A 21,397-nucleotide genomic window follows, 5' to 3' on the forward strand; every position below is an offset into this window, starting at 1 on the left:
ACCTGACTGCTCCCTTGCATAGGGGAGCAGAGTTGCCCATCTTGTGGGCATGGGTGCTTCATCTTCTTCCGCCGTGCCGTCCGCGCGTGGCAAAAAACGGGCTTCTCTGAGCGAGCGGGCTGCAAGCCTGCCGCCTGTTACCTTTGTGCCGGAGCAGCAGGCGCCCCGCCCGCGCCTGCGCCGGATGGAGGTTGTCTCCGAGTACGAACCGGCAGGGGACCAGCCACAGGCGATCAAGGAACTTGTCGCCGGGGTGGAAGGGCGGGAGCGCGATCAGGTCCTGCTCGGCGTGACCGGTTCGGGCAAAACCTTCAGCATGGCCAAGGTTATCGAGGCGACCCAGAAGCCCACCCTTATTCTGGCACCCAACAAAACACTGGCCGCACAGCTTTATGGGGAAATGAAGCAGTTCTTCCCTAATAATGCCGTGGAGTATTTTGTCAGTTATTACGACTATTACCAGCCCGAAGCCTACGTGCCGCGTTCTGATACGTATATTGAAAAAGACAGCCAGATTAACGAGCAGATTGACCGCATGCGGCATGCAGCTACACAGGCGCTGCTTGAGCGCAATGATGTGATTATTGTTGCTTCTGTCTCATGTATTTACGGTATTGGCTCGGTCGAGACTTACTCCCGCATGGTGGTGAAGCTGGAACTGGGGGGCGAGATTGACCGCGACAAGCTGATCAAAAGTCTGGTGGAGTTGCAATACCGCCGGAATGATGCGGCCTTTGCGCGTGGTGCGTTCCGTGTGCGGGGGGAAAGTGTGGATATTTTCCCTGTCCAGAATGAAGACAGGGCCTGGCGTATTTCCCTTTTTGGTGACGAGGTGGACGGCATCATAGAGTTTGACCCGCTCACAGGTGACAAAACGGCTGATCTGCAGGAAATCACCATTTACGCCAACAGCCATTACGTGACGCCGCGCCCTACGCTTAATCAGGCCATAAAAGGCATAAAGCACGAACTGCGTACCCGGCTGGATGAGTTTACCCGTGCCGGTAAACTGCTGGAGGCCGAAAGGCTGGACCAGCGTACCACGTTTGATCTGGAAATGATGGAAACGACAGGTGTGTGCAAGGGGATCGAGAATTACTCACGCTACCTGTCCGGGCGTAAACCGGGTGACCCGCCGCCAACCCTGTTTGAATACCTGCCCGAAGACGCGTTGCTGATTGTGGATGAAAGCCATGTGACCGTGCCCCAGATTGGCGGTATGGAGCGGGGGGATTTTGCGCGTAAATCCATTTTGTCCGATTTCGGGTTTCGGCTGCCTTCCTGTCTGGATAATCGGCCGCTTAATTTTGCAGAGTGGGACAAGTTCCGCCCCCAGACCGTTTTTGTCAGCGCCACACCCGGCCCGTGGGAAATGGAGCGCACTGGCGGTGTGTTTGCAGAGCAGGTTATTCGTCCCACAGGCCTGATCGACCCTGTAACGGTTATCCGCCCAGTGGAACATCAGGTTGATGACCTGCTGGCCGAATGTCGTGAAACCATAGCCAGAGGCAGTCGTGTGCTGGTAACCACCCTGACCAAGCGCATGGCCGAAGACCTGACCGATTACATGAACGAGGCTGGCATTCGGGTGCGTTATCTCCATTCTGATGTGGATACGCTGGAGAGGATCGAAATTATCCGCGACCTGCGTATTGGCGCGTTTGATGTGCTGATCGGCATTAACCTGCTGCGTGAAGGGCTGGATATTCCCGAATGTGCGCTTGTGGCCATTCTGGACGCGGATAAGGAGGGCTTTTTGCGCTCCCGCACATCGCTTATCCAGACCATAGGCCGCGCTGCGCGTAACGTGGATGGGCGCGTGCTGCTGTATGCCGATAAAATGACCGACTCCCTGACCTACGCCGTGGAGGAAACCGCACGCCGCAGGGAAAAGCAGATGGCCTGGAACGTCGCACATGGTATTACGCCGCAGAGTGTGCGCAAGCATATTGGTGATATTGTTGGCTCCGTGTTCGAGCAGGATTACGTAACTGTCGCCCCTGATGAAGAGACCGGAGTGGCAGAATTTGTGGGGCAGAACCTGAGCACGACCATTGCCGGGCTGGAAAAGCGGATGCGTGATGCCGCAGCCGAGCTGGAGTTTGAAACGGCAGGTCGCCTGCGTGATGAAATTAAAAGGCTGGAAGCCCTGCAACTCGGGCTGGACGTACCTCCCCCATCCAAAGCCGGGGCGGGGCGCAAGGCGGCAGGCAAAGGGCAGGTCCCGCGCCCTTTGGGGCCGGGGGGTGGAGGGTATGAGCCAAAACCCGGAAAGGGCCGCAGTCAACGGCGCTCATAACGACTGGCTCTTGTTTATGCCGCGCAACCCTTCTACCGTTTCGGTGGTTAACAGGTTCACTTTTGCGGACAACAGGGTATGACCACGTCAGAATCCACCATCCGGCCCGATTATGCGGCATTAACGCAGGCTCCTGTCTGCGCGGAACCATTTACACACATTATGGTGCCGCACTTTATTCGTCAGGACGACTTGCCCAGACTGTTCTCCAGTCTGCCTGCCATTCATTCGGGTGGGTCTTTTCCTCCGCAATCGCTCAGGCTTGCCCCTGTGATGCAGGCGCTGGTGCGGGAGATGGAAGGTCCGGAGATGCGGCGGATCATTGCCCACAAGCTGGGTCTTGATCTGGATACAGCCCCTTCCATGCTGACCATTCGTGGTCGCACGCGGGAGAAGGATGGCCGCATCCATACGGATTCTCTGGCCAAGCGTGTGACCATTCTGCTCTATCTGAACCCCACCGGCTCGCACTGGGAAAAGCAGGAGGGCTGCCTGCGCCTGCTGCGTGGCCCGCATGATATTGAGGATTATGCAAAGGAAGTGCAGCCCGTGGATGGTACACTGCTCATCTTCCCCAACGGGCCGACCACATGGCACGGGCATAAACGGTTTGTGGGGGAACGTTATACCATTCAGCTTAATTACATGACGGAAGACGCCAAGGCCCGCTCCGAACTGCGGCGGCACAAGCTGTCTGCCTTTGCCAAAAAACTGCCTTTGCCTGTTATGGGGTACTAGGTATTTTTCCTTTACCGTTTTTCACAGGACACAGGATTTTTCATGATTTTCCGTAAAATGACCATCTCCCGTGCGCGCGGTGTTGCTTTGGTTACAGGGCTGGCTTTGTGTGGCAGTGCGCTCTCGCCCGTTGGTGCGTTTGCGCAGGCGGCACCCCCTTCCATGCCATCGGAACTGGTGCCGCCATCTCTGAGCAGTGCTCAGGTCGTACGGGCTACCCTACCCAACGGCTTGCGGGTTGTGATTGTGCCCAACAAGCTGGCGCCGGTGGTCACGACGGAAATCAACTATCTGGTTGGATCGGCAGAAACGCCAAAGAGTTTTCCCGGCACGGCGCATGCGCTGGAACATATGATGTTCCGTGGCAGCAAGGGGCTGGACAAGGACCAGCTTGCCGCTGTGGGTACACGCCTTGGCGGAAGCTATAATGCGGACACGACTGAAGATGTAACCCAGTATTTTTACACAGCACAGGCACGCGACCTGCCTGTGCTGCTCAAGATTGAAGCCCTGCGCATGAACGGGCTGACCCTGTCCGAGGCAGACTGGAGCAAGGAGCGGGGCGCTATTGAGCAGGAAGTCTCGCGCGATCTGTCCAGTCCTGCCTATCGTTACCTTGAGCAGTTGCAGGCTATTTTGTTTGCGGGCACACCTTACGAGCATGATGCGCTGGGTACGCGCCCATCGTTTGATAAAACAAAAGCTGCTGACCTGCGTGCGTTTTACGCAAAATGGTACGCGCCCAACAACGCCATTCTGGTCATTGTGGGGGATGTAAACCCGGTCACTGCCCTGGAACAGGTGGAAGAGGCGTTTGGCAATGTTCCACGTAAAACATTGCCAGCACGGCACAAGGTTTCTCCCGTACCGCCACCGGCCAAAACGCTCACACTGGCAACGGACTACCCTGTAGGGTTTGCAACGCTTGCCTTCCCCATGCCCGGCTCTTCTGCTGCGGATTACGCTACGGCGGATATTCTGTCCGATGTGCTGGCCAGCCAGCGCGGTGCATTGTACGATCTTGTGCCACAGGGCAAGGCGCTTTTTGCCGGGTTTGAATACGCCCCTAAAAAAGAAGCAGGGTTCGGGCTTGCCCTTGCGGCTTTCCCCAAAGGCGGGGATGCAGCCAAGACCATGGCGGACATGCGGGGTGTGCTGGAAGCCATTCGCAAGAATGGTGTTCCGGCTGATCTGGTGGAAGCGGCCAAACGACGCGAGATTGCACAAATGCAGTTTGCGGCTAATTCGGTTAGCGGGCTGGCCTCTACCTGGTCCACTGCACTGGCTTTTCAGAAGCTGGATGCGCCGGGGGATCTGGTTTTTGCGTACCAGGCTGTAACGCCAGAGGCCGTGAACAAACTGGCTGCTACCCTGCTTGACCCGGCCCATGCGGTTTCTGCCGTACTCACGCCGGAAAGTTCGGGTAATCCTGTGTCGGGCAAAGGGTTTGGTGGGGCTGAGTCCTTTGCGTCCTCCCCCGATAAACCGGTCAAGCTGCCAGAGTGGGCCGAAAAAGCCCTGCTCAAGCTGGACAGGCCAGAACCAGCGCCCCAGCCTTATGTGAGCGCCCTGTCCAACGGGATCAGGCTGATTGTCTGGCCAGCTCATGTCAGCCATACCATTCAGGTGAGCGGGCAGGTCCGGCAGACGCCCTCCCTCCAGCAGCCCGCAGGGCAGGATGGGGTGCATGACGTAACCGAGGCTCTGTTCTCCTACGGGACCACGCGGTATGACCGGCTGGCCTTCCAGAAAGCGCTGGACGACATTCCTGCATGGGAAAGTGCGGGGAGCAGCTTTTCCCTACAGGTTCTGACACCTGATTTTGCAAAAGGTGTTGCCCTGCTGGCCGATAATGAGCTGCACCCGGCCTTTGCGGACAAGGATTTTCAGGTTGTACGCCAGCAGACGGCGCAGGCACAGGCAGGGGAACTGCTCTCGCCCGACCATCTGTTCAGCCGGGCCGTAAAAATGGCTGTGCTGCCACCCAAAGACCCTATTTTGCGTGAGGCCACGCCACAGTCCATCATGAGCGTCACGCGTGATGATGTGCAGGCCTACTATAAAAAAGTCTGGCGGCCAGACAGAACAACCATTGTTGTCACCGGGGATGTATCCCCCGAACAAGCGCAGGCTGTTCTGGAGCAGGCTTTTGGAAGCTGGAGAGCCGATGGCCCCGCGCCCGATATTGACCTGCCAGCAGTCCCGCTGAACAAGGCGTCCCACGCGCAGGTGCCTGATAAGAGCAGTGTGCAGGATGAAGTGGTTCTGGCTGAAACACTGGGTCTGACCGCAGCCCAGCCAGACCACTTCATGCTTCAGTTGGGGAATGAGGTGCTTGGGGGGGGGCTGTTCTCTTCCCGCCTGTACCGCGACCTGCGGGTTAAAACCGGTTATGTTTACACAGTGGGGAGTGCGTTTGAGTGGGGACGCACCCGTGGCCTGTACACGGTCAATTATGGTGCAGACCCCGATAAGGTAGGCAAGGCACAGGCTGCTGCGGTGCGTGATATCAAAGCCATGCAGTCGGCCCCCCCTTCGGATGATGAAATGGCTCTGGCCAAGGCGTCACTGCTGCGGAGCATCCCTCTTGCCCGCGCCAGTCTGGACAGGATTGCAGCCCAGTACCTGCACCTGACCGATCTGGGTCTGCCACTGGATAATGCGGACCGTGGGGCGCTGGCTTATTACAACGCAACCGGCGCAGATGTGCAGGCAGCATTCCGCAAGTGGATCCGCCCGGATGATCTGGCATCTATTGTTAAGGGTCCAGCCCCGTCTTTGTAAAAATATTAGAATATACAGGCGTTTTATGCAGGCGGCGGAAAGTTTTCTTTCCGCCGTTTTGTTTTGTAAGGTACTGGAAACTAGAAAACGCTGTTAAACGCGACCTGGGGCGAGACATTAAGACCCGTGTTGTGGCCCGCAAAATAAGTGGACACACCCGCGATAACCCCAAAGCGGGGGGACCAGTTATACTCAATGGCAGGAGCAATCTGCCAGTCACCAGAGGGCGAGGCTACGGTGTTAACCGTTTTGCCAGTAGCCGTTGTACCCCGCAAATGGGAGCCGTTGGACCAGTCCCGCGCCAGATCAAGAGCCAGAACCCACCTCTGGCTCATGCAGAATTCGAGCGAAAAACCACTCTCACCATACATGCCCGGCTGTGCCCGGCCTTTAAAACCTGCGGCTGTTCCATAACTGGTAATGTCGTGCAGGTGTGCAGTTGTGACCGCACGCCGGAAAGTGCTCCATACTCGCAACCGCAGTTCATGCTGGCCGGGCAGGGTGTAGGTGGATTGTTCTGTCAACGCCAGACGAAAGGTATAGGTGCCAGCACCCACACCATCCTGCGCGCGACCCAGCCTGTTATAATCTCCCGTAGGCATGGCCATGCCCGCAAAAACACTAAGGGCGGGTATGTAGCGTTTGGGGTCTGCATCCACATAACGCCACATCAGGTCCACGGGCAGATCGCCAAATTTTAAACCGCTGCTGGTGTTGTTCCCCTTTTTCCAGCGGTACTCGATAACGGGCGTAAGCTGGATACTGATGGCATCCGTAATCGCGTATTTATACAGCGTAAAATTACTGACGGCTTTTTGTCTTGGATGTAGCGGCTGGCTGGCACCATTGCTGTTAAACTGCCCAACCGGCTGGCTGTAGGTCATGTAAGGTTCCCACGCGATCATGCCTTTTTTGGTCATGGCCCCGGAGGGGGAGATAAGAGAGCCGGTGTACCATTGGGGTTTTGGCTCCTGCGCGTTCTGGTCCTGTGTGGCTGCGGTGCCGCTTGCATCCGCCGCCCAGACGGGGCTGGCAGCCACGGCAAGGGCTGGCACGCCCAGTGAGGCGGGTAAAAGCCAGTGTATGGAGCCATACAGGCAGGTACGGGCCAGAAGCTGCTTGGCTCGCTGCGCCAGAAATATACGCATGGGGGCGAGGGAGTCCGCTGTCATATTCCTGCCCGACGAGCCTGCAAGCGCCTGCCGCGCTTTGCGCCTGTGTGCTGTTTTGACTGCGCCAGTGGGGGCGGAACTGGAAAACGGAGAGGGGGGCGCAGTCATTCAGCCAACCTTATCAGGAATACTGTTTTGTAATGGAACTGTATCGGTTGCCCTGAATTGTCGCGGGTGTAAAGATGCTTACGGGATCAAAATTAGTGTATCGTCTGGGCATCTGCCTTTGGAGTTTTTCTGGTAATCTTTGTGTATCCGCAGTTTTTAAGGATTTTCCTTATGTTTCTGGAAAATTGACTTTCAGGATATTTTGGAATCAAAACAATTTCCGTATTGTACTGTCTGTTGTTCACATGGCAGTGGATTACGCTGCAAAGGCCCCCTTATGGCAGCAGAGAAAGCTGGCGGTCTGCGGCGGGATGCCCCGGTACACTCAGCCCGGCAAGCGATATGCCCAAAAGCCGAACGGGTTTGGCAAGGGGGAACAGGGGGGCGAGAAGTCTGCCCCCGGCATCTCGCAAGGTGGCTTCGCTTTTGATGGGGTGGGGGCAGGACTGGCTGCGCGTCAGTTGTGTAAAATCCGAATGGCGGAGTTTGAGTGTGACCGTGCGGCCGCTGATCTCACGCTTCAGGCAGGCAGCCCAGACCTGTGTTACAAGCTTATCCATGGCGTGTTCCAGCTCGGGAGCGGTATGCAAGTCCTGTAAAAAAGTTGTTTCTTTTCCAAGGGATTTTCTGGGTCTGTTGGGCTCTACCGGTCTGTTATCCATGCCGCGGGCAATGTCGTGGTAAAATGTGGCGGCCTTGCCAAAATGGTGTCTGAGAATATCCAGAGGACAGGCGCGCAGGTCTGCTCCGGTATGGATGCCCAGACTGTTCATGCGCCGGGCTGTGGCTGGCCCAACACCGTGGAAGGTGCCAACCGGCAGCGGGGCCACAAAAGCCTCCCCCGTGCCCGGTGGAATAACAAACAGGCCATTGGGTTTGCGGTAATCCGATGCCAGTTTGGCAAGGAACTTGTTGTAAGATACTCCGGCAGAAGCGGTCAGCCCGGTCTGTTCAAAAATACAGCCCCGGATTTCTTCAGCAATGGCGGTAGCGGACGCACGGCGGAGTATGGGGTGGGTGATGTCCAGATAAGCCTCATCCAGTGAGAGAGGCTGAATAAGGGACGTATAGCGGGCAAAAATGGCGTGAATCTGCGCCGATACAGCCCTGTAGGCATCAAACCGTGGCGGAACAAAAACCAGTTCGGGGCATTTGCGCCGTGCAATAAGGGACGGCATGGCGGAGCGCACGCCAAATTTGCGAGCTTCATAACTGGCGGCGGCCACAACGCCACGTTCCTGGCAATGGCCTACGGCGACCGGTCGCCCTTTAAGGGCCGGGGTGTCGCGTTGTTCGACCGAGGCATAAAATGCATCCATGTCGATGTGGATAATGCGGCGTATGGGCGTAGGCATTGCCCGGCCATTATGGCATGAACAGCAATGAAATGGAACAGAAAGAGAACGGTTGTTGCGATCTTACTTCCGCCTGTCTGTCTGGTCAGGGTGTCCCAGACCTGCTTAGCCCGGGTTATGCTGTGCAAAATTGCGGAGTGGCGGTGCATAACGCCACGAGTGGGCGACGCTCATATCCAGATCATGCCACCGCGCGACCGAAAGAGCCGCCGTTGCGGGGTAGGAGGCCCGGCTTATGCGCGGCATGGTCACAGGTTGCTGCAAAGGGCGTGCCGCATGGTGGGAGAGCCAGTAGCCCGCTCCCGCAAGGCATGCGCCCAGAGTTGTCAGGGCTGCCACCATGCGCTGGCGCAGGCGCGCAAAGGGGAGCAGGGGTCTTAGCAGGGTCTGCATGTCCGTTTCCCGCTCGTTCTGTGCGGCTTCAGTGGCGAGCAGCAGATTATATTCGGTTTCGGTTACGGCCAGCGTGCTGCCTGCGCAAATATCCAGAGCGGGCATTTCGTGTGCGGCCATATCTGTCAGCGCATCCTGAAAAGCCTGGGAGACGGCCATGAACTCCTGCCGGAAGCAGGGTAGGAACAGGCTACCCGATGCACCGGGTGCGGCCCCGCAGGGTGCTGGCGCGCCAGCAAGGCGGCGGATGGTCCACAGGGTCAGCCGTTCACTTGCGGCAAGGTCGGTAAGATACACGGGTGTATGCTGCATGGCGTGATCCGGAGGCAATGCCCCCCTCCCTAACTATCGGTCATGGAGGATCATTAAATGAGAATTACTCTTAATTGCAAGTAAAACTTTGGGCAATAATCGTGTGCTCATGGCGCTGGTTTTTTCTCTTTCCTTAGGAGGCAGCTTGGGGCAGTACAAAGGGCATGTCAGTGCTAGCATCCCTCTCCCTGCCGCTTGTGCGCAAACTTGACCCCGAAAAAGCGCATGAGCTTGCCATAGATGCCCTTACGCTGGGCATTTCCGTCCCGTTCAAACGCCCCGAGGATGACCCGGCTCTTGCCACGCGCGCGCTGGGTATGCGTTTTTCCAACCCCATTGGCATAGCCGCCGGGTTTGACAAGAACGCCCGCGTGCTGCGTCCGCTTGCCCGTCTGGGCTTCGGGTTTGTCGAGGCCGGGACCGTGACCCCCCTTCCGCAGCCGGGCAACCCCAGGCCGCGCCTGTTCCGGCTGGAGGAGGATCGGGCGGTCATCAACCGCATGGGGTTCAATAATCAGGGGATAGACCGTTTTGCCGTGCGTCTTGCACGCCTGACCCGGCCGCTGCCATCCGGTCGGGCCGGAGGCGCGGGCGTGCCGGTGGGGGCCAATATTGGCATCAACAAAACCGGTGCGGACCCCGAGCGCGATTATCCGGCCCTTGTGGCGCGGGTCAAACCGTATGTGAATTACATTGTGCTCAATGTCTCTTCCCCCAATACGCCGGGTTTGCGCGGGTTGCAGGATGCGGCAAGGCTCAGGGGCATTCTGGACGCCATTGCAGCGCGCCACCCCGAGCACCCGCCTCTGCTGGTCAAGCTGGCTCCGGATCTGGAAGATGATGCCATTGCTCCAATTGTGGAGGCTGCGATACAGGGTGGTGTGCAGGGGTTGATCATTAACAACACCACACTTGCGCGTCCCGACAGCCTGCGCAGTCCATATAAAGGCGAATCCGGTGGTCTTTCCGGTCGTCCACTGGTGGTCCGCTCGACCGAGATGCTGCGCCTTGTCGCCAGTATTGCGGCAGGCCGTCTGGCTCTTGTTTCCTGCGGGGGGATAGAGAGCGGGCAGGATATTCTGGATCGGATCCGCCTTGGGGCTGATCTGGTGCAGGTTTACACGGCCTTTGCCTATGAGGGGCCAGCCCTTATCGCCCGTCTCAAGCGGGAGATGCTCCAGACCATGCGCGCAGAAGGCATAGAAGCGCTTGATGATGTGCGCGGAGTGGACCTGTGAGCGTTACAAAAGACTGCCCACTCCCCCAGATTGCCGGGCTGGAAGCGCTGGCCGACCGGTATGATGGATACATCATAGACCTGTGGGGCACCGTGCATGATGGCGTAAACCCCTATCCCGGTGCTCTGGAATGTCTGCGAGCGCTCCATAAAGCAGGCAAGCGGGTTGTCATGCTCTCCAATGCGCCCCGGCCCGCTGCGGTGATCGCGACCCAACTGGAAGGGTTTGGTGTGGACCGAGCCCTTTACAACGGGGTCATGACCAGTGGGCAGGAGACTCATCGCCAGATGAAGGAGAAGACAGACCCATGGTTTGCCCGCCTTGGCCACAGGGTGCTTCATATTGGCGGTGTGCATGATCTGGGGTTGTACGAGGGACTGAACACCCAGCGCGTAACAGATGTGGAACAGGCCGATTTTGTGATGAACACAGGGCCGGACCTGGAGCGGGGCGTTGCAACGCTGGAGCCTTACCTGCCTGAACTGCGTGCCTGCCTTGCCCGCAATCTGCCCATGATCTGCGCCAACCCCGACAAGGTGGTGGTCAAGGGTGGTACCCGGCAGATCTGTGCTGGCGCTCTGGCTGCGTTTTATGCCGAACAGGGTGGGGATGTCCGCTGGATTGGCAAGCCCTATCCCGGTGTGTATCAGCCCGTGTTTGACATGCTGGACGTGCCTCGCGCGCGTATTCTGGCTATTGGGGATGCGCTGGGGACAGATATCAAGGGGGCTGCCGCCGTGGGTGTGGATAGCTTGTGGATTCTGGGCGGTATTCATCAGGAAATGATCGGGAATGACATGGCTCTGGCCACGGCAGAGGCTCAGGCGGCGGGTCTGCGGCCAGTGGCAGCGGTGCACAGGCTGGTGTGGTAGCGTCCGTGCAGCCAGCGGTCGGGTGTGGCGCGTTTATTCTGCGCGATGGATGTCTGCTGCTGATCCGGCGTATCAGGGCACCAGAGGCCGGGTGCTGGGGTTTGCCCGGCGGCAAGGTCGATCTGTTTGAAACCGCAGCACAGGCTGCCATGCGTGAAGTGCAGGAAGAGGTGGGGCTGGAACTGCAATCCGGCCCCCTGTTATGTGTGGTGGACCAGATTGACCGTGCTGCAGGCACGCATTGGGTAGCCCCGGTTTACAGGACAGGCCCGGTGCGGGGGGAGCCTCGGTTGTGCGAGCCGCATAAACACGATGGTCTGGGATGGTTTGCCCTGCACGCCCTGCCACATCCGTTAACCACCGCCACGCAGGTTGCCGTGCAGGCGTTTAACGCTCTGGTGGAGTAGGCTTTGCCATCAGTCAGCCGCATTGTGCGGAGGGTGGTGGTGGTTTTTGCTCCTGTTGGTTATTCAGCGGTTCAGAAGTCTGGCATGGTCTGGGCCAGCAGTCCCCCCTGACGCAGCGGGGCCAGACGGCGGGCCAGACCTGTTGCATCGTCCGTTTCCACCATAATGCCGCAGATTGTGGCATCACCTTCGGATGGCTGGAGCCGCTCGCCGGGCATTTTGCGCACAAAGCGCGCAACGGCTGGTTCCTTGGTCATGCCGATCACGCTGTTATAGTCCCCGCACATGCCAGCATCGGTCTGGAAGGCAGTTCCAGCGGCCAGAATCCGGTGGTCTGCGGTGGGGGTATGGGTATGGGTGCCCACAACAAGGGATACCCTGCCATCCAGCATATGGCCAAAAGCCCATTTTTCGCTTGTGGCTTCGGCATGAATATCCACCACAATGGCATGCACCGTGGCACCCATGCGGTGTTTGCCCAGCAATTCGTTGGTACAGCGGAATGGGTCGTCCAGCGGGTCCATGAACAGCCGCCCCATAACATTGACAACCAGCGCCTTGCGGCCATCGGTCAGAGCCACCACTACACTCCCTTGCCCCGGAGTGGCAGGCGGATAGTTGAGCGGGCGGATAATGCGGGGTTCGCCATCAATATGGCCGATCAGGTCGCGGCGGTCCCATGCGTGGTTGCCAAGAGTAATCACGTCCACGCCGCTTTGCAGCAGGGTTGTGGCAATGGCGGGGGACAGGCCAAAGCCGTGGCTGGCGTTTTCCGCATTGACCACCACAAGGTCCAGCCCCAGCTGCGCGCGCAGGCTACTCAGGCGGGAGAGAACGCCATCACGTCCGGTGCGGCCGACAATATCGCCCAAAAACAGAATTCTCACGCGTGAATCTTCCGCGCGGTGCAGGAGTGCGGGTTAGCCAAAACGAATAACCTCCTTTTCAGTTACAATACAGTTCAGGGGCTGGTCATGGGGACCACGGGGGAGGTGCGGCACCTCCTGTGTGGAGGGAGCATAGCCTATACTTGCAACATGGGGCAGGGCGGCAAGTGTGCGGTCGTAATAACCGCCGCCGTAGCCAAGCCGGTTTCCCCCGCGGTCAAACCCCAGCAGGGGAACCAGCACAAGTGCTGGCTCCATAATCGGGCCATCGGGATGATGTGTGCCAAAACGGCCTGCCAGCATGGTGGATTCGGGCTGCCATTGGCGAAAAACAAGCGGGGAACCACGCGCCGGTGTCTGAGGGAGCACAACGGTTTTGCCAGCTTGCGCCAGAGCAAGGCAGAGCGGGCGCAGGTCCACCTCGTGCGGGAGGGGCCATACGCAGGCAATGGGGCCGGTGCTGGCGTGCAGCAAAGGTTTGAGCCGGTGGATAATCCCCGCATCGCGCGCATTGTCGCGCGTACGCATGGCCGCAATGCACTGAACCCGCAGGGCTTTTTTGCGCTGCACAATATCAGGCGGGTCATTGCATGGAGGGGAAATGTGCGGAGCCACCATGGACCGTGGGTCTTTCAACCTCCAGGACCTGCTAGTGCAGGTGGGCGCCGGGTAATGTGACCAGGGCCACAACAGAGCCAGCTCCCTAGGAAGTGCTTATCGGCCCAGGGGATGACTTGCCTCACGCGTCGGGCAGCCCCGCACCTTCTATGTAGGCGCGCTCCATCTCCTCTGCAAGAGATTCCGCAGTCTCGGCCAGATCGGCCAGACGGGCGTTGGTCAGGGCCAGCTCCGCCCGCAGGCGTTCTGCATCCAGCGCGGCCAGTACCGTGCTCTCTGGCACACGGTTGCCCGAGAGGTCCTGAATTTCGTCCGCCATCAGCAGTGCGGCAAGCACCAGCACGCGGCCTTCGCCGCTGAATCCCAGATTGCGGACCTGTTGCACACGGCGCTCAACCTGATGGGCCATGGCCTGAACGTGACGTTCCTGACCATTTTCGCACCCGACAGTATAGCTGTGGCCGTTAATATTGACTGAAACAAGCGCCATGAGTTCAGTTCCCTTCCTCATGCCGGAGCGGGCCGTGACCGGGTGTGTCCTGGCCTGCCTGGTCCAGAATGTCCCGCACGCGCAGGATCAGCGCATCTATGTTGGCCAGCAGTTCCTGCCGGTTGGTTTCGGGGCGGTTCTGTTTTGTCTGCTGCTGCTTGTCAAGAGCAAAGGAAATGCGCTGCAACGCACGGTCCAGACGGGTAATGGACTCTTCCGCAGGTCTTGCGCGGGTGTGTATGCTGGCATAGCTGTTGCCTTGGGGTGAGTGCGGCTCCACGTCTTGATCCTGCATTCCTTTTCCCTTCTCTTGGGGTAAGGAATCACCTGCAAAAGCGATTGCGTCAAGCATGCTCACGGAAAACAGGCCATTTTTATCATCTTCTTCCGCGGGTATCCGCTATGTGTGTGTGCACGACCGTGCTGGTGCGCATATGGCTTTGCGTGCGGCGGACATGGCGGAGTATGGTAGCTGCGTTGGCCTGATCTCTCCTCCCGGTGCGGTGGCATACATGGGTATTGGCTGGTGGCATGCCCTGATGAATGAGGCGGCAGAATCGGCCCAGCGGGATTTTGTCCATGTGCTTGATTGTGACAGTAATCCTGCGGGTGCGCTCATGGCGTTGCGTTATGGCCAGCAAACTGCCATTCTGCGCCCGCAAAACCCACAATATGAGACAATCCGGGCCTTGTATGCACAGAAAAAAGCGATGCTTCTGCCACAACGCCCGCCATCATTTAACCTTATCATGCCGTTAAGTGCCATATCGTCTCTTGTCGGGTATTTCGCCCACGGTTATTGCCAACACCAGCATCCGGAAAATAATGTGCCGGACACAAGGCAAAAGAAGGACTGTTCCCCATGACGCTTACCCCGAAGGTTAAGGCTATTCTCAACCAGTATGAGAGCGATAACCCCGGTACAAAGACGAATCTGGCTCGTCTGCTCAATGCAGGCAAGCTGGGTGGAACCGGCAAAATGGTTATTCTACCGGTGGATCAGGGGTTTGAGCATGGTCCGGCCCGCTCTTTCGCAGCCAATCCGGCTGCCTATGACCCGCATTACCACTTTCAGCTTGCGATCGAAGCCGGGCTGAGCGGCTATGCAGCGCCTCTGGGCATGCTCGAATGCGGGGCGGCGACTTTTGCGGGCGAAATTCCGCTTATTCTCAAGTGCAACAGTTCCAACAGCCTTGCGACCGAAAAAGATCAGGCCGTGACCGGCACCGTGGCGGATGCGCTGCGTCTGGGCTGCGCGGGTATTGGTTTTACCATTTACCCCGGTTCTGAATACTGCTTCGACCAGATGGAAGAACTGCGGGAACTGGCGGCTGAAGCCAAGTCCGTAGGGCTGGCCGTGATCGTATGGAGCTACCCGCGTGGCCCGCTGCTGGACAAGAAGGCCGAAACAGCGGTGGACGTATGCGCGTACGCCGCCCATATGGCCGCTCTGTGCGGTGCCCACATCATCAAGGTCAAACCTCCGACCGATGTTGTCGCGCTTGATGCCTGCAAGCCTGTGTATGAAAAGAACAAGGTCGATGTGGCAACACTTGCCGCACGTATCAACCATGTTGTGCAGTCCAGCTTTGCTGGCCGCCGGATTGTCATCTTCTCTGGTGGTGAACACACCGGTACGGACAATCTGCTGGCCACCATTCAGGGTATTCATGATGGTGGTGGGTTTGGTTCCATTATCGGCCGTAACGTGTTCCAGCGCCCCAAGGCTGAAGCGCTGGCCCTGCTCGACCAGATTATCACCATCTTCAAGAACTGAGCCATATCAGATGCGCATCGTGCGGAAAGGATAGTCGCAGTGTCGGAACTTTATCTTGTGACGCCTGCACTCTTGCATGCCGATGCGTTTTTGCCTGTGCTGGAGCAGCGTCTGGCCACCTGCCAGCCAGCAGCTTTGCTGCTGCGTCTGGCGGATGGCATGGCTCCTGCTGCGGCCATAGCCCTGATCGGGGCTATTCGCCCGCTTGTCCAGCATAAGGGGATTGCCCTTATGCTGGAAAATGCACCCGAACTGGCTGTGCAGACCGGATGCGATGGGGTCCATCTTTCCCTATCCTATACTGCGGCCAGTGTGCGTGATGTACGGTGCCAGATTGGTGATGCACTGCAACTTGGTGTTGCCGTAGGCAGCAGCCGTGATGGTGCCATGCGCGCGGGGGAGGAGGGAGCGGATTATGTCTGCTTTGCCCCGGATGCCGCCCGGAACGTGGAGGCCACGCAGGCTGTTCTGGCGCTGGCCCAGTGGTGGTGCATGATGATGGAACTGCCCGCCGTAGCGTGTGCCGAAACACCCGAAGATGCCCGCGCGCTGGCCGGATGTGATACGGATTTTGTCATGCCCGATACAAGCTGGTGGGATAATCCCACCCTGTGGGCCCTTTAGGTCCAGGCAGCCAGTATCCCTGCGCCGTATAACGGCAGGGGGCAGCCTCTTAAGGGATGTCAGGGTGCCGTGTCGCCTGCACCGCTGGGGGCAGAACCAGCGTGCGCGTAAAATACAGTATACCGTTGGATTGCGGAATTCCCATGACCCATAGCGGGCTGTTTTGCCCATGGGGTGGGCCTACCATGATCTGCTCGGTTTGTGTGTCCAGCCAGACAGTCAGTGCCTGTCCACTCAGGGTGGGGAGCGACAGGCTGTGGTCCCGCGCCGCGGTAAGGGCTGCGCGTAAGGTCTTGTGAGGCCATTTTCCGGTGACAATCGTATAGCCTAGCAGGGTGCGCACCTTGCTGGAGTTGGCTGGGTCCAGAAGTGGGCTGCCATTTTGCGCATTATAGGTTTCCAGCGCTGCATTGGGCAGGGCGAACACTGTAAAAGGCCCCGCCTGCTGCAAGGTAGGGAACAGGCCGCTCCTGTCCAGAAGGTGCGTATAGTCGGCCAGTTCTATGGAACTGCGTAGGGTGTCTGACAGGGGGCGGTCGCAGAATGCGGGCGTTTGCGGGTTGCTGTAGGCAACGGCGCTATCAATTGGATTGTTCTGCCCCGAGGTTGGAGCGCCCGATGTGCTACGACGCTCCTGTGTATATGTGCGCGTGCCCGAGACGGTTGGCATCAGATACGCGCAGGTGGAGATTGGCGTTAGGTATGTGTCCTGTCGGACGGGGTGCTGCTCGCATCCGCCCAGCAGGAACATGCCCGCCAGCGTCAGTGCCGGGGGAGCAAGACGCCCATACCAGCGGTGTGGTGCATGGCGTGGGGCGTGGGTACGCAGATGGGCCTCCCGGGCATTCATGGCGTTAAATGGTACAGGCTGGTCGGGAGGCATGGCAGATGGGGGTGGTCTAGCAGCCGTCACCCCGCATTGTCCAACTGACAACAAGGCCTTTTACCAGTTCAAAATTGGTCTGGCAGCTATAGGTGTAAGCGGTGCCCATGCCGCCGCCCCAGCCGCCATAACCCCAGCCGCCGTAGCCCCAGCCACCATAACCGCCCCAGCCGTCACCCCAGCCAGGGCCATAACCCCAGCCAGGGCCCATGGGCATGGTGGTGTAGTCGGTCTGCTGTGTGATGTAGGCAAGAAAAGTGTGGTCTCCCGTGGTGAACTGGCGTGTCGGTACACCAAAGGTGCGGATAACATCCACGGTTGGCTGCCCGATCATGGAATCAAGCTTACGCCGTTGCTCCGCACTGGGAACCTGGCAGGCGGCAAGGGCTAGAAGCCCGATCAGTAAAAATCTGTTTGCGTATGTCATGGCACCGACTTGCCCCTTGGTGGAATATGCCTGCGGTATGCATTGTACGAGTGGAAGATTAAGCAAAAACACCTGTTAAGGCTAAATGTTGCAGACTAATCCTGTAACCACAAGACATCCTGTATCTGGCGTGCGCCACTGGCCAGCATGACCAGCCGGTCAAACCCCAGCGCAATGCCTGAACAGGGGGGCATGTGGGGCAGGGCGTGGAGCAGTTTTTCGTCCATTGGCCATGTGGGGTGGGTGGGGTAGAGCTGCTGGCGCTCGGCCCTGTCATGGGTAAAGCGCTGGCGTTGCTCTACAGGGTCTGTCAGTTCTTCAAACGCATTGGCCAGTTCCATGCCTGCGGCGTAAAGCTCAAACCGCAGGGCCACACGTGGGTCGGTGGGGTCCTTGCGGGCCAGTGCTGCCTGGCTTGCGGGCCAGTGCGTTAAAAACGTGGGGCGGGTCTGGCCAATGGCTGGTTCGATTCGATCAAGCAATAAGCGGAAAAACAGGTCTTCCCACTGTTCATCGTTACGTAAGGTGCAGCCTGCCGCATTGGCCAGTGCCTGCGCATTGCCTTGGGTTGGAAGCAGATCAACTCCTGCATGGCGGCGGAATGCATCTTCCATGCGCAGCCGTTCAAAGGGTTGGCTCAGGTCCAGCGTGCAGGTATTGCGGTGCACAACAGGGGGCAGAACGGCCTTGAGCAGTGCTTCTGTTTCGTCCATCAGGCTGCTCAGGGGCATGCCGGGCTGGTACCATTCCAGCATGGTAAATTCAGGGGCATGGGTTCCGCTGGCTTCACCATTGCGCCAGACACGGGCAAACTGGAACAGCGCCAGCCCGGTGGCGGCGATAATCCGCTTCATGGCGAATTCGGGGCTGGTGTGCAAAAACAGGGTCTGGCGCTGTCCATCGGGGGTTTGCCGCTCGGTCTGGAAGGGGAGCAGATGCACTTCCTCCCCCGGTACGGGCACGGCGCAAGGGGTTTCCACCTCCACGCAGCCACGGGATTCCAAAAACGCGCGCACACCCCGCATGGTCAGGTTGCGGCGGATTAAAAATGGCAGCCGGTCGCGAATACGCTCAGGGTCCGGACCACCAAAGGGCAGATGAGATGTTGCAGACACAGACATGACCAGAGTAGAGCCGGTACATGTCTACCCCGGTCAAGCCCCCTTTTGTAACCAGCCGAACGCTGCGCACTCCAGATGAACTGATTGCAGCCGGTATGGCCACGCCCGCGCAAAAAGCGGACCTGCAGGCCATTGCCCGGCAGTATGCCACGGCCATACCGCCAGCTTTTGCTGAGCTGATGCATAGTCTGGATGATCCGATTGGCATGCAGGTTATACCCACCACGCACGAACTGGTGGTCACCCCGGAGGAGCGCTCCGACCCTATTGGAGATAACGCGCTCTCTCCCGTGCCTGGCATTGTGCACCGTTACGCGGACCGTGCCTTGCTTAAACCCCTGCTGGTGTGCCCGTTATACTGCCGCTTTTGTTTCCGGCGGGAGCATGTGGGGCCAGATGGCGGTGTGCTGGATGATCAGGCCCTGAGCCGGGCTCTGGACTGGCTGCGCACGCATGAGCAGATCCGCGAGGTCATTCTGACCGGGGGGGACCCGCTCATGCTTTCGCCCCGGCGGCTGGGGGAGATTGTGCAGGCACTCTCTGGCATGGCGCATGTGACCACCATTCGGGTGCATACGCGCGTGCCAGTGGCCGCACCCGAACGTGTGACAGATGCATTGCTGGATGCGCTGGAAACGGACAAGGCCATGTGGATGGCCGTACACATCAACCATGCGCGGGAAATGGCTCCCCCCGCGCGGAGCTGCCTGCGCCGCATTGCCCGGCGCGGCATACCGCTGCTAGGGCAGTCGGTACTGCTGCGTGGTGTGAATGACAGCGAGGAGGCGCTTGAAGCCCTGTTCCGCACCATGGTGGAAAACCGCATGCGCCCGTACTACCTCCACCAGCTCGATCCCGCGCCGGGTACGGCCCATTTTCATGTGCCGGTCGCGCAGGGCCAGCGCCTGCTTGCTGGCCTGCGGGGGCGTGTTACCGGGCTTGCCTGGCCTATTTACGTGCTGGATATTCCCGGCGGGTACGGCAAGGTTCCTCTGGGGCCTGATTATATTACAGGCGAGCGGCAGGTGCGCGACCCTCAGGGCAGCATCCATAATCTGGACCGCCTGTAGACACTGTGGAGGGGAAGGTTACTCCCCTATGGCAGATCCGCCGGGGTGGCGGTGGTCGGCCGCCCCATAAAAACGTGCAGGCCCGTGGCTGTTCAGGCCGGGGCCACCAACCAGAATCCCTTCGGGAATACCCCATGGTGCATGCAGGATAAAGCTGTAGCCTTCCTGTTCCAGTGTTTGCTGTACCTGCGGGGTCAGAGTGTTTGCCTCTACCTCCACACTTTGTGGCATCCACTGCTCGTGCAGGCGGGGTAGGTCTATGGCCTGCTGGATGTTCAGTCCGTAATCCACCACACCCAGAATAACAGAGAGCACAATGGTGGGAATGCGCGACCCGCCGGGGCTGCCAATGACCATGACCGGCCTGTTATCGCGCGAGATAATGGTGGGCGCCATGGAGGACAGGGGTGTTTTACCTGGTGCAATGGCATTGGCCGTGCTGCCGGGAATGCCAAACATGTTCAGCGCTCCGGGTTTGATGGAAAAATCATCCATTTCATCATTCATGATGATCCCGGTTTCCCCCCCCATGACCTTGGCACCAAACCAGCCGTTAAGTGTGTAGGTGGTGGAAATGGCAAAGCCGTTCTGGTCGATAACCGAAAACTGGGTGGTTTCGGGTTTTTCGGGCGTGGCTACACCTGCGCGCAGGTCGGCGGAGGGAATGGCCCTGTCGGGGGGAATATGTGCGCGTATGCTGGCAATATAGGCAGGGTCCAGCAGGCTGCCGACCGGGTTATGGACAAAAGCCGGATCACCCAGATCCCGCCGGTCGGAATAGGCATGGCGCATGGCCTCTATCTCACGCTGGAGAGCAGGGGCTGAGTGCAGGCCGAGAGCGTGCATGTCATACCCGGCCAGAATTTCCAGCATTTCGCACAGGGCTATGCCGCCAGCACTGGGGGGCGGGGCTGTTTCCACCAGCAATCCACGGTAGGCGCAGCTTATGGGGGGGAGTTCGCGGGGCTGGTAATGTTCAAAATCCCGGGCCTGCAGGATGCCGCCATGGGCTTTGGATTGTGCCAGGATACTGGCGGCAATTGGCCCTTTGTAGAATGCGTCTGCCCCGTCATGTGCGATCAGTTCGAGTGAGTGCGCCAGATTTTTCTGCACCAGCCTGTCACCGGGCTGGAAGGGGGAACCATCGGGGCGCAGGAAAATCTTGCGGGCATAGGGATCCTGCGCCAGTGCTGCGGTGGAGGTGTTCAGGAGCTGCACATCTCCTTCTGCCAGCACAAATCCCTCGCGGGCGAGCTGAATGGCGGGAGCCATGACCACTTTGCGGGGCAGGTGACCCCAGCGTTCATGCACGGCTTCCAGCCCGGCTACAGTGCCAGGCACGGCCACGGCCTTCCACCCCAGAACAGACAGATCGGGAATAACATTGCCCTTGCCATCCAAAAACATATCCGGCGTGGCAGCCAGGGGTGCTTTTTCCCGAAAATCGAAAAAAATCGCAGGCTGGCCCGGTGGGCGTAGCATCATAAATCCGCCGCCGCCCAGATTGCCCGCAGCCGGGTATACGACAGCCAGCGCATACCCCATGGCCACGGCGGCATCGGCCGCATTGCCCCCCTTGGCCAGAATGTGGGCTCCCACTTCCGAGGCCAGCCTCTGGGCGGAAACCACCATGCCGTGCTGCCCGGCCACAGGGGTGGCAACGGATGCTGCAGTCGATAGTGCTGCTCCATAAGCCAGTGGGTCAGCCCGTGGTGCTGCGAGGGCGGGCAGCACTGTAAGGCCAGCGCCCAGACAACAGACCCCCCGCACCACATAACGCGCAACACGGGAGAACAGCGTGGTGGGGGCGGTCTGCATGGAG

Annotated in this window: 20 protein-coding genes, 1 other RNA gene and 1 pseudogene; 10 read left to right on the forward strand and 12 right to left on the reverse strand. The window is 59.0% G+C overall.

The features are described 5' to 3' along the window. Nucleotides 1–49: 49 nt before the first annotated feature. The 3 genes from uvrB (at nucleotide 50) to PY793_RS05935 (ending at nucleotide 5,821) form a co-directional block, all read left to right on the forward strand. Nucleotides 50–2,299: an excinuclease ABC subunit UvrB gene (gene uvrB / locus PY793_RS05925; RefSeq protein WP_275177181.1), complete on the forward strand. Its 2,250-nt coding sequence runs from the start codon at nucleotides 50–52 to the stop codon at nucleotides 2,297–2,299. Between the two features lie 78 nt (nucleotides 2,300–2,377). Beyond that, on the forward strand, nucleotides 2,378–3,037 hold the full coding sequence (locus PY793_RS05930; RefSeq protein ID WP_275177182.1) for a 2OG-Fe(II) oxygenase: 660 nt from the start codon (nucleotides 2,378–2,380) through the stop codon (nucleotides 3,035–3,037). Between the two features lie 42 nt (nucleotides 3,038–3,079). Beyond that, complete coding sequence (locus tag PY793_RS05935) at nucleotides 3,080–5,821, forward strand: M16 family metallopeptidase (RefSeq protein WP_275177183.1); 2,742 nt, start codon at nucleotides 3,080–3,082, stop codon at nucleotides 5,819–5,821. Between the two features lie 80 nt (nucleotides 5,822–5,901). On the opposite strand, the gene PY793_RS05940 is transcribed toward PY793_RS05935, so the two are convergent. The 3 genes from PY793_RS05940 to PY793_RS05950 form a co-directional block, all read right to left on the reverse strand. Then, nucleotides 5,902–6,969, reverse strand: a complete 1,068-nt coding sequence (locus PY793_RS05940; RefSeq protein ID WP_408744680.1) for a transporter — start codon at nucleotides 6,967–6,969, stop codon at nucleotides 5,902–5,904. A gap of 407 nt (nucleotides 6,970–7,376) precedes the next feature. After that, a complete protein-coding gene (dinB, locus tag PY793_RS05945; RefSeq protein WP_275177185.1) occupies nucleotides 7,377–8,456 on the reverse strand; it encodes a DNA polymerase IV in 1,080 nt (359 codons plus the stop codon). A gap of 105 nt (nucleotides 8,457–8,561) precedes the next feature. Then, the gene (locus PY793_RS05950) at nucleotides 8,562–9,161 is read right to left on the reverse strand and encodes a hypothetical protein (protein ID WP_275177186.1); all 600 of its coding nucleotides are present in this window, start codon (nucleotides 9,159–9,161) and stop codon (nucleotides 8,562–8,564) included. 164 nt (nucleotides 9,162–9,325) lie between these two features. Between PY793_RS05950 and PY793_RS05955 the strand changes: the two genes are divergently transcribed. Genes PY793_RS05955 through PY793_RS05965 form a run of 3 tightly spaced genes read left to right on the forward strand, consistent with a single transcriptional unit; the run spans nucleotide 9,326 to nucleotide 11,678 of the window. Beyond that, nucleotides 9,326–10,399, forward strand: coding sequence for a quinone-dependent dihydroorotate dehydrogenase (locus tag PY793_RS05955; protein ID WP_275177187.1), 1,074 nt, complete (start codon nucleotides 9,326–9,328; stop codon nucleotides 10,397–10,399). Then, a complete protein-coding gene (locus PY793_RS05960; protein ID WP_275177188.1) occupies nucleotides 10,396–11,271 on the forward strand; it encodes a TIGR01459 family HAD-type hydrolase in 876 nt (291 codons plus the stop codon). Before PY793_RS05955 ends, PY793_RS05960 begins: the two co-directional genes overlap by 4 nt. 5 nt (nucleotides 11,272–11,276) lie before the next feature. Beyond that, nucleotides 11,277–11,678, forward strand: a complete 402-nt coding sequence (locus tag PY793_RS05965) for an NUDIX hydrolase (RefSeq protein ID WP_275177189.1) — start codon at nucleotides 11,277–11,279, stop codon at nucleotides 11,676–11,678. A gap of 71 nt (nucleotides 11,679–11,749) precedes the next feature. Here PY793_RS05965 and PY793_RS05970 read toward each other — a convergent pair whose 3' ends face one another. The 5 genes and pseudogenes from PY793_RS05970 to PY793_RS05990 all read right to left on the reverse strand — a co-directional run bounded on the left by PY793_RS05970 (nucleotide 11,750) and on the right by PY793_RS05990 (nucleotide 13,968). Beyond that, nucleotides 11,750–12,565, reverse strand: a complete 816-nt coding sequence (locus PY793_RS05970; protein WP_275177190.1) for a TIGR00282 family metallophosphoesterase — start codon at nucleotides 12,563–12,565, stop codon at nucleotides 11,750–11,752. A gap of 33 nt (nucleotides 12,566–12,598) precedes the next feature. Beyond that, on the reverse strand, nucleotides 12,599–13,183 hold the full coding sequence (locus tag PY793_RS05975; protein ID WP_275177191.1) for a 5-formyltetrahydrofolate cyclo-ligase: 585 nt from the start codon (nucleotides 13,181–13,183) through the stop codon (nucleotides 12,599–12,601). Then, nucleotides 13,170–13,325, reverse strand: a non-coding RNA gene (ssrS, locus tag PY793_RS05980) — 6S RNA. The genes PY793_RS05975 and ssrS overlap by 14 nt, the downstream gene beginning before the upstream one ends. 138 nt (nucleotides 13,326–13,463) lie before the next feature. Then, nucleotides 13,464–13,694: pseudogene (locus tag PY793_RS05985) on the reverse strand (cell division protein ZapA); the annotation flags it as partial. Then, nucleotides 13,678–13,968, reverse strand: coding sequence for a hypothetical protein (locus PY793_RS05990; RefSeq protein WP_275177192.1), 291 nt, complete (start codon nucleotides 13,966–13,968; stop codon nucleotides 13,678–13,680). The gene PY793_RS05990 and the pseudogene PY793_RS05985, both read right to left, overlap by 17 nt. Nucleotides 13,969–14,023: 55 nt before the next feature. On the opposite strand from PY793_RS05990, the gene PY793_RS05995 reads away from it, so the two are divergent. From PY793_RS05995 to PY793_RS06005, 3 genes are read left to right on the forward strand one after another with little or no spacing between them, the layout of a single operon-like run. Beyond that, a complete protein-coding gene (locus PY793_RS05995; RefSeq protein ID WP_275177193.1) occupies nucleotides 14,024–14,539 on the forward strand; it encodes a hypothetical protein in 516 nt (171 codons plus the stop codon). Beyond that, nucleotides 14,536–15,450, forward strand: a complete 915-nt coding sequence (locus PY793_RS06000; RefSeq protein WP_275177194.1) for a class I fructose-bisphosphate aldolase — start codon at nucleotides 14,536–14,538, stop codon at nucleotides 15,448–15,450. Before PY793_RS05995 ends, PY793_RS06000 begins: the two co-directional genes overlap by 4 nt. 39 nt (nucleotides 15,451–15,489) lie before the next feature. Continuing rightward, nucleotides 15,490–16,074: a thiamine phosphate synthase gene (locus PY793_RS06005; RefSeq protein WP_275177195.1), complete on the forward strand. Its 585-nt coding sequence runs from the start codon at nucleotides 15,490–15,492 to the stop codon at nucleotides 16,072–16,074. 49 nt (nucleotides 16,075–16,123) lie between these two features. On the opposite strand, the gene PY793_RS06010 is transcribed toward PY793_RS06005, so the two are convergent. From PY793_RS06010 to epmA, 3 genes are all read right to left on the reverse strand, one after another. Next, nucleotides 16,124–16,987, reverse strand: a complete 864-nt coding sequence (locus PY793_RS06010) for a fasciclin domain-containing protein (protein ID WP_275177196.1) — start codon at nucleotides 16,985–16,987, stop codon at nucleotides 16,124–16,126. After that, nucleotides 16,974–17,384: a hypothetical protein gene (locus tag PY793_RS06015; RefSeq protein WP_275177197.1), complete on the reverse strand. Its 411-nt coding sequence runs from the start codon at nucleotides 17,382–17,384 to the stop codon at nucleotides 16,974–16,976. The genes PY793_RS06010 and PY793_RS06015 overlap by 14 nt, the downstream gene beginning before the upstream one ends. Before the next feature lie 95 nt (nucleotides 17,385–17,479). Next, nucleotides 17,480–18,505 (reverse strand): EF-P lysine aminoacylase EpmA, encoded by a 1,026-nt coding sequence (gene epmA / locus PY793_RS06020; protein ID WP_275177198.1) that lies wholly within the window; start codon nucleotides 18,503–18,505, stop codon nucleotides 17,480–17,482. 20 nt (nucleotides 18,506–18,525) lie between these two features. On the opposite strand from epmA, the gene PY793_RS06025 reads away from it, so the two are divergent. Continuing rightward, nucleotides 18,526–19,575 (forward strand): lysine-2,3-aminomutase-like protein, encoded by a 1,050-nt coding sequence (locus PY793_RS06025; RefSeq protein ID WP_275177199.1) that lies wholly within the window; start codon nucleotides 18,526–18,528, stop codon nucleotides 19,573–19,575. Between the two features lie 18 nt (nucleotides 19,576–19,593). Here the strand turns inward: PY793_RS06025 and ggt are convergent, their stop codons facing one another. Further along, the gene (gene ggt / locus PY793_RS06030; RefSeq protein WP_275177200.1) at nucleotides 19,594–21,393 is read right to left on the reverse strand and encodes a gamma-glutamyltransferase; all 1,800 of its coding nucleotides are present in this window, start codon (nucleotides 21,391–21,393) and stop codon (nucleotides 19,594–19,596) included. Between the last annotated feature and the right edge of the window lie 4 nt (nucleotides 21,394–21,397).

The sequence above is a fragment of the Acetobacter fabarum genome (genome assembly GCF_029069195.1).
GTDB classification, from domain to species: Bacteria; Pseudomonadota; Alphaproteobacteria; order Acetobacterales; family Acetobacteraceae; genus Acetobacter; species Acetobacter fabarum_A.

Coding starts and splice junctions, on each gene's coding strand:
- uvrB (WP_275177181.1), top strand. CDS start 50: ATGGGTGCTTCATCTTCTTCCGCCGTGCCGTCCGCGCGTGGCAAAAAA.
- PY793_RS05930 (WP_275177182.1), top strand. CDS start 2,378: ATGACCACGTCAGAATCCACCATCCGGCCCGATTATGCGGCATTAACG.
- PY793_RS05935 (WP_275177183.1), top strand. CDS start 3,080: ATGATTTTCCGTAAAATGACCATCTCCCGTGCGCGCGGTGTTGCTTTG.
- PY793_RS05940 (WP_408744680.1), bottom strand. CDS start 6,969: ATGCGTATATTTCTGGCGCAGCGAGCCAAGCAGCTTCTGGCCCGTACC.
- dinB (WP_275177185.1), bottom strand. CDS start 8,456: ATGCCTACGCCCATACGCCGCATTATCCACATCGACATGGATGCATTT.
- PY793_RS05950 (WP_275177186.1), bottom strand. CDS start 9,161: ATGCAGCATACACCCGTGTATCTTACCGACCTTGCCGCAAGTGAACGG.
- PY793_RS05955 (WP_275177187.1), top strand. CDS start 9,326: ATGTCAGTGCTAGCATCCCTCTCCCTGCCGCTTGTGCGCAAACTTGAC.
- PY793_RS05975 (WP_275177191.1), bottom strand. CDS start 13,183: ATGGTGGCTCCGCACATTTCCCCTCCATGCAATGACCCGCCTGATATT.
- PY793_RS05990 (WP_275177192.1), bottom strand. CDS start 13,968: ATGCAGGATCAAGACGTGGAGCCGCACTCACCCCAAGGCAACAGCTAT.
- PY793_RS05995 (WP_275177193.1), top strand. CDS start 14,024: ATGCTCACGGAAAACAGGCCATTTTTATCATCTTCTTCCGCGGGTATC.
- PY793_RS06000 (WP_275177194.1), top strand. CDS start 14,536: ATGACGCTTACCCCGAAGGTTAAGGCTATTCTCAACCAGTATGAGAGC.
- PY793_RS06015 (WP_275177197.1), bottom strand. CDS start 17,384: ATGACATACGCAAACAGATTTTTACTGATCGGGCTTCTAGCCCTTGCC.
- epmA (WP_275177198.1), bottom strand. CDS start 18,505: ATGTCTGTGTCTGCAACATCTCATCTGCCCTTTGGTGGTCCGGACCCT.
- PY793_RS06025 (WP_275177199.1), top strand. CDS start 18,526: ATGTCTACCCCGGTCAAGCCCCCTTTTGTAACCAGCCGAACGCTGCGC.
- ggt (WP_275177200.1), bottom strand. CDS start 21,393: ATGCAGACCGCCCCCACCACGCTGTTCTCCCGTGTTGCGCGTTATGTG.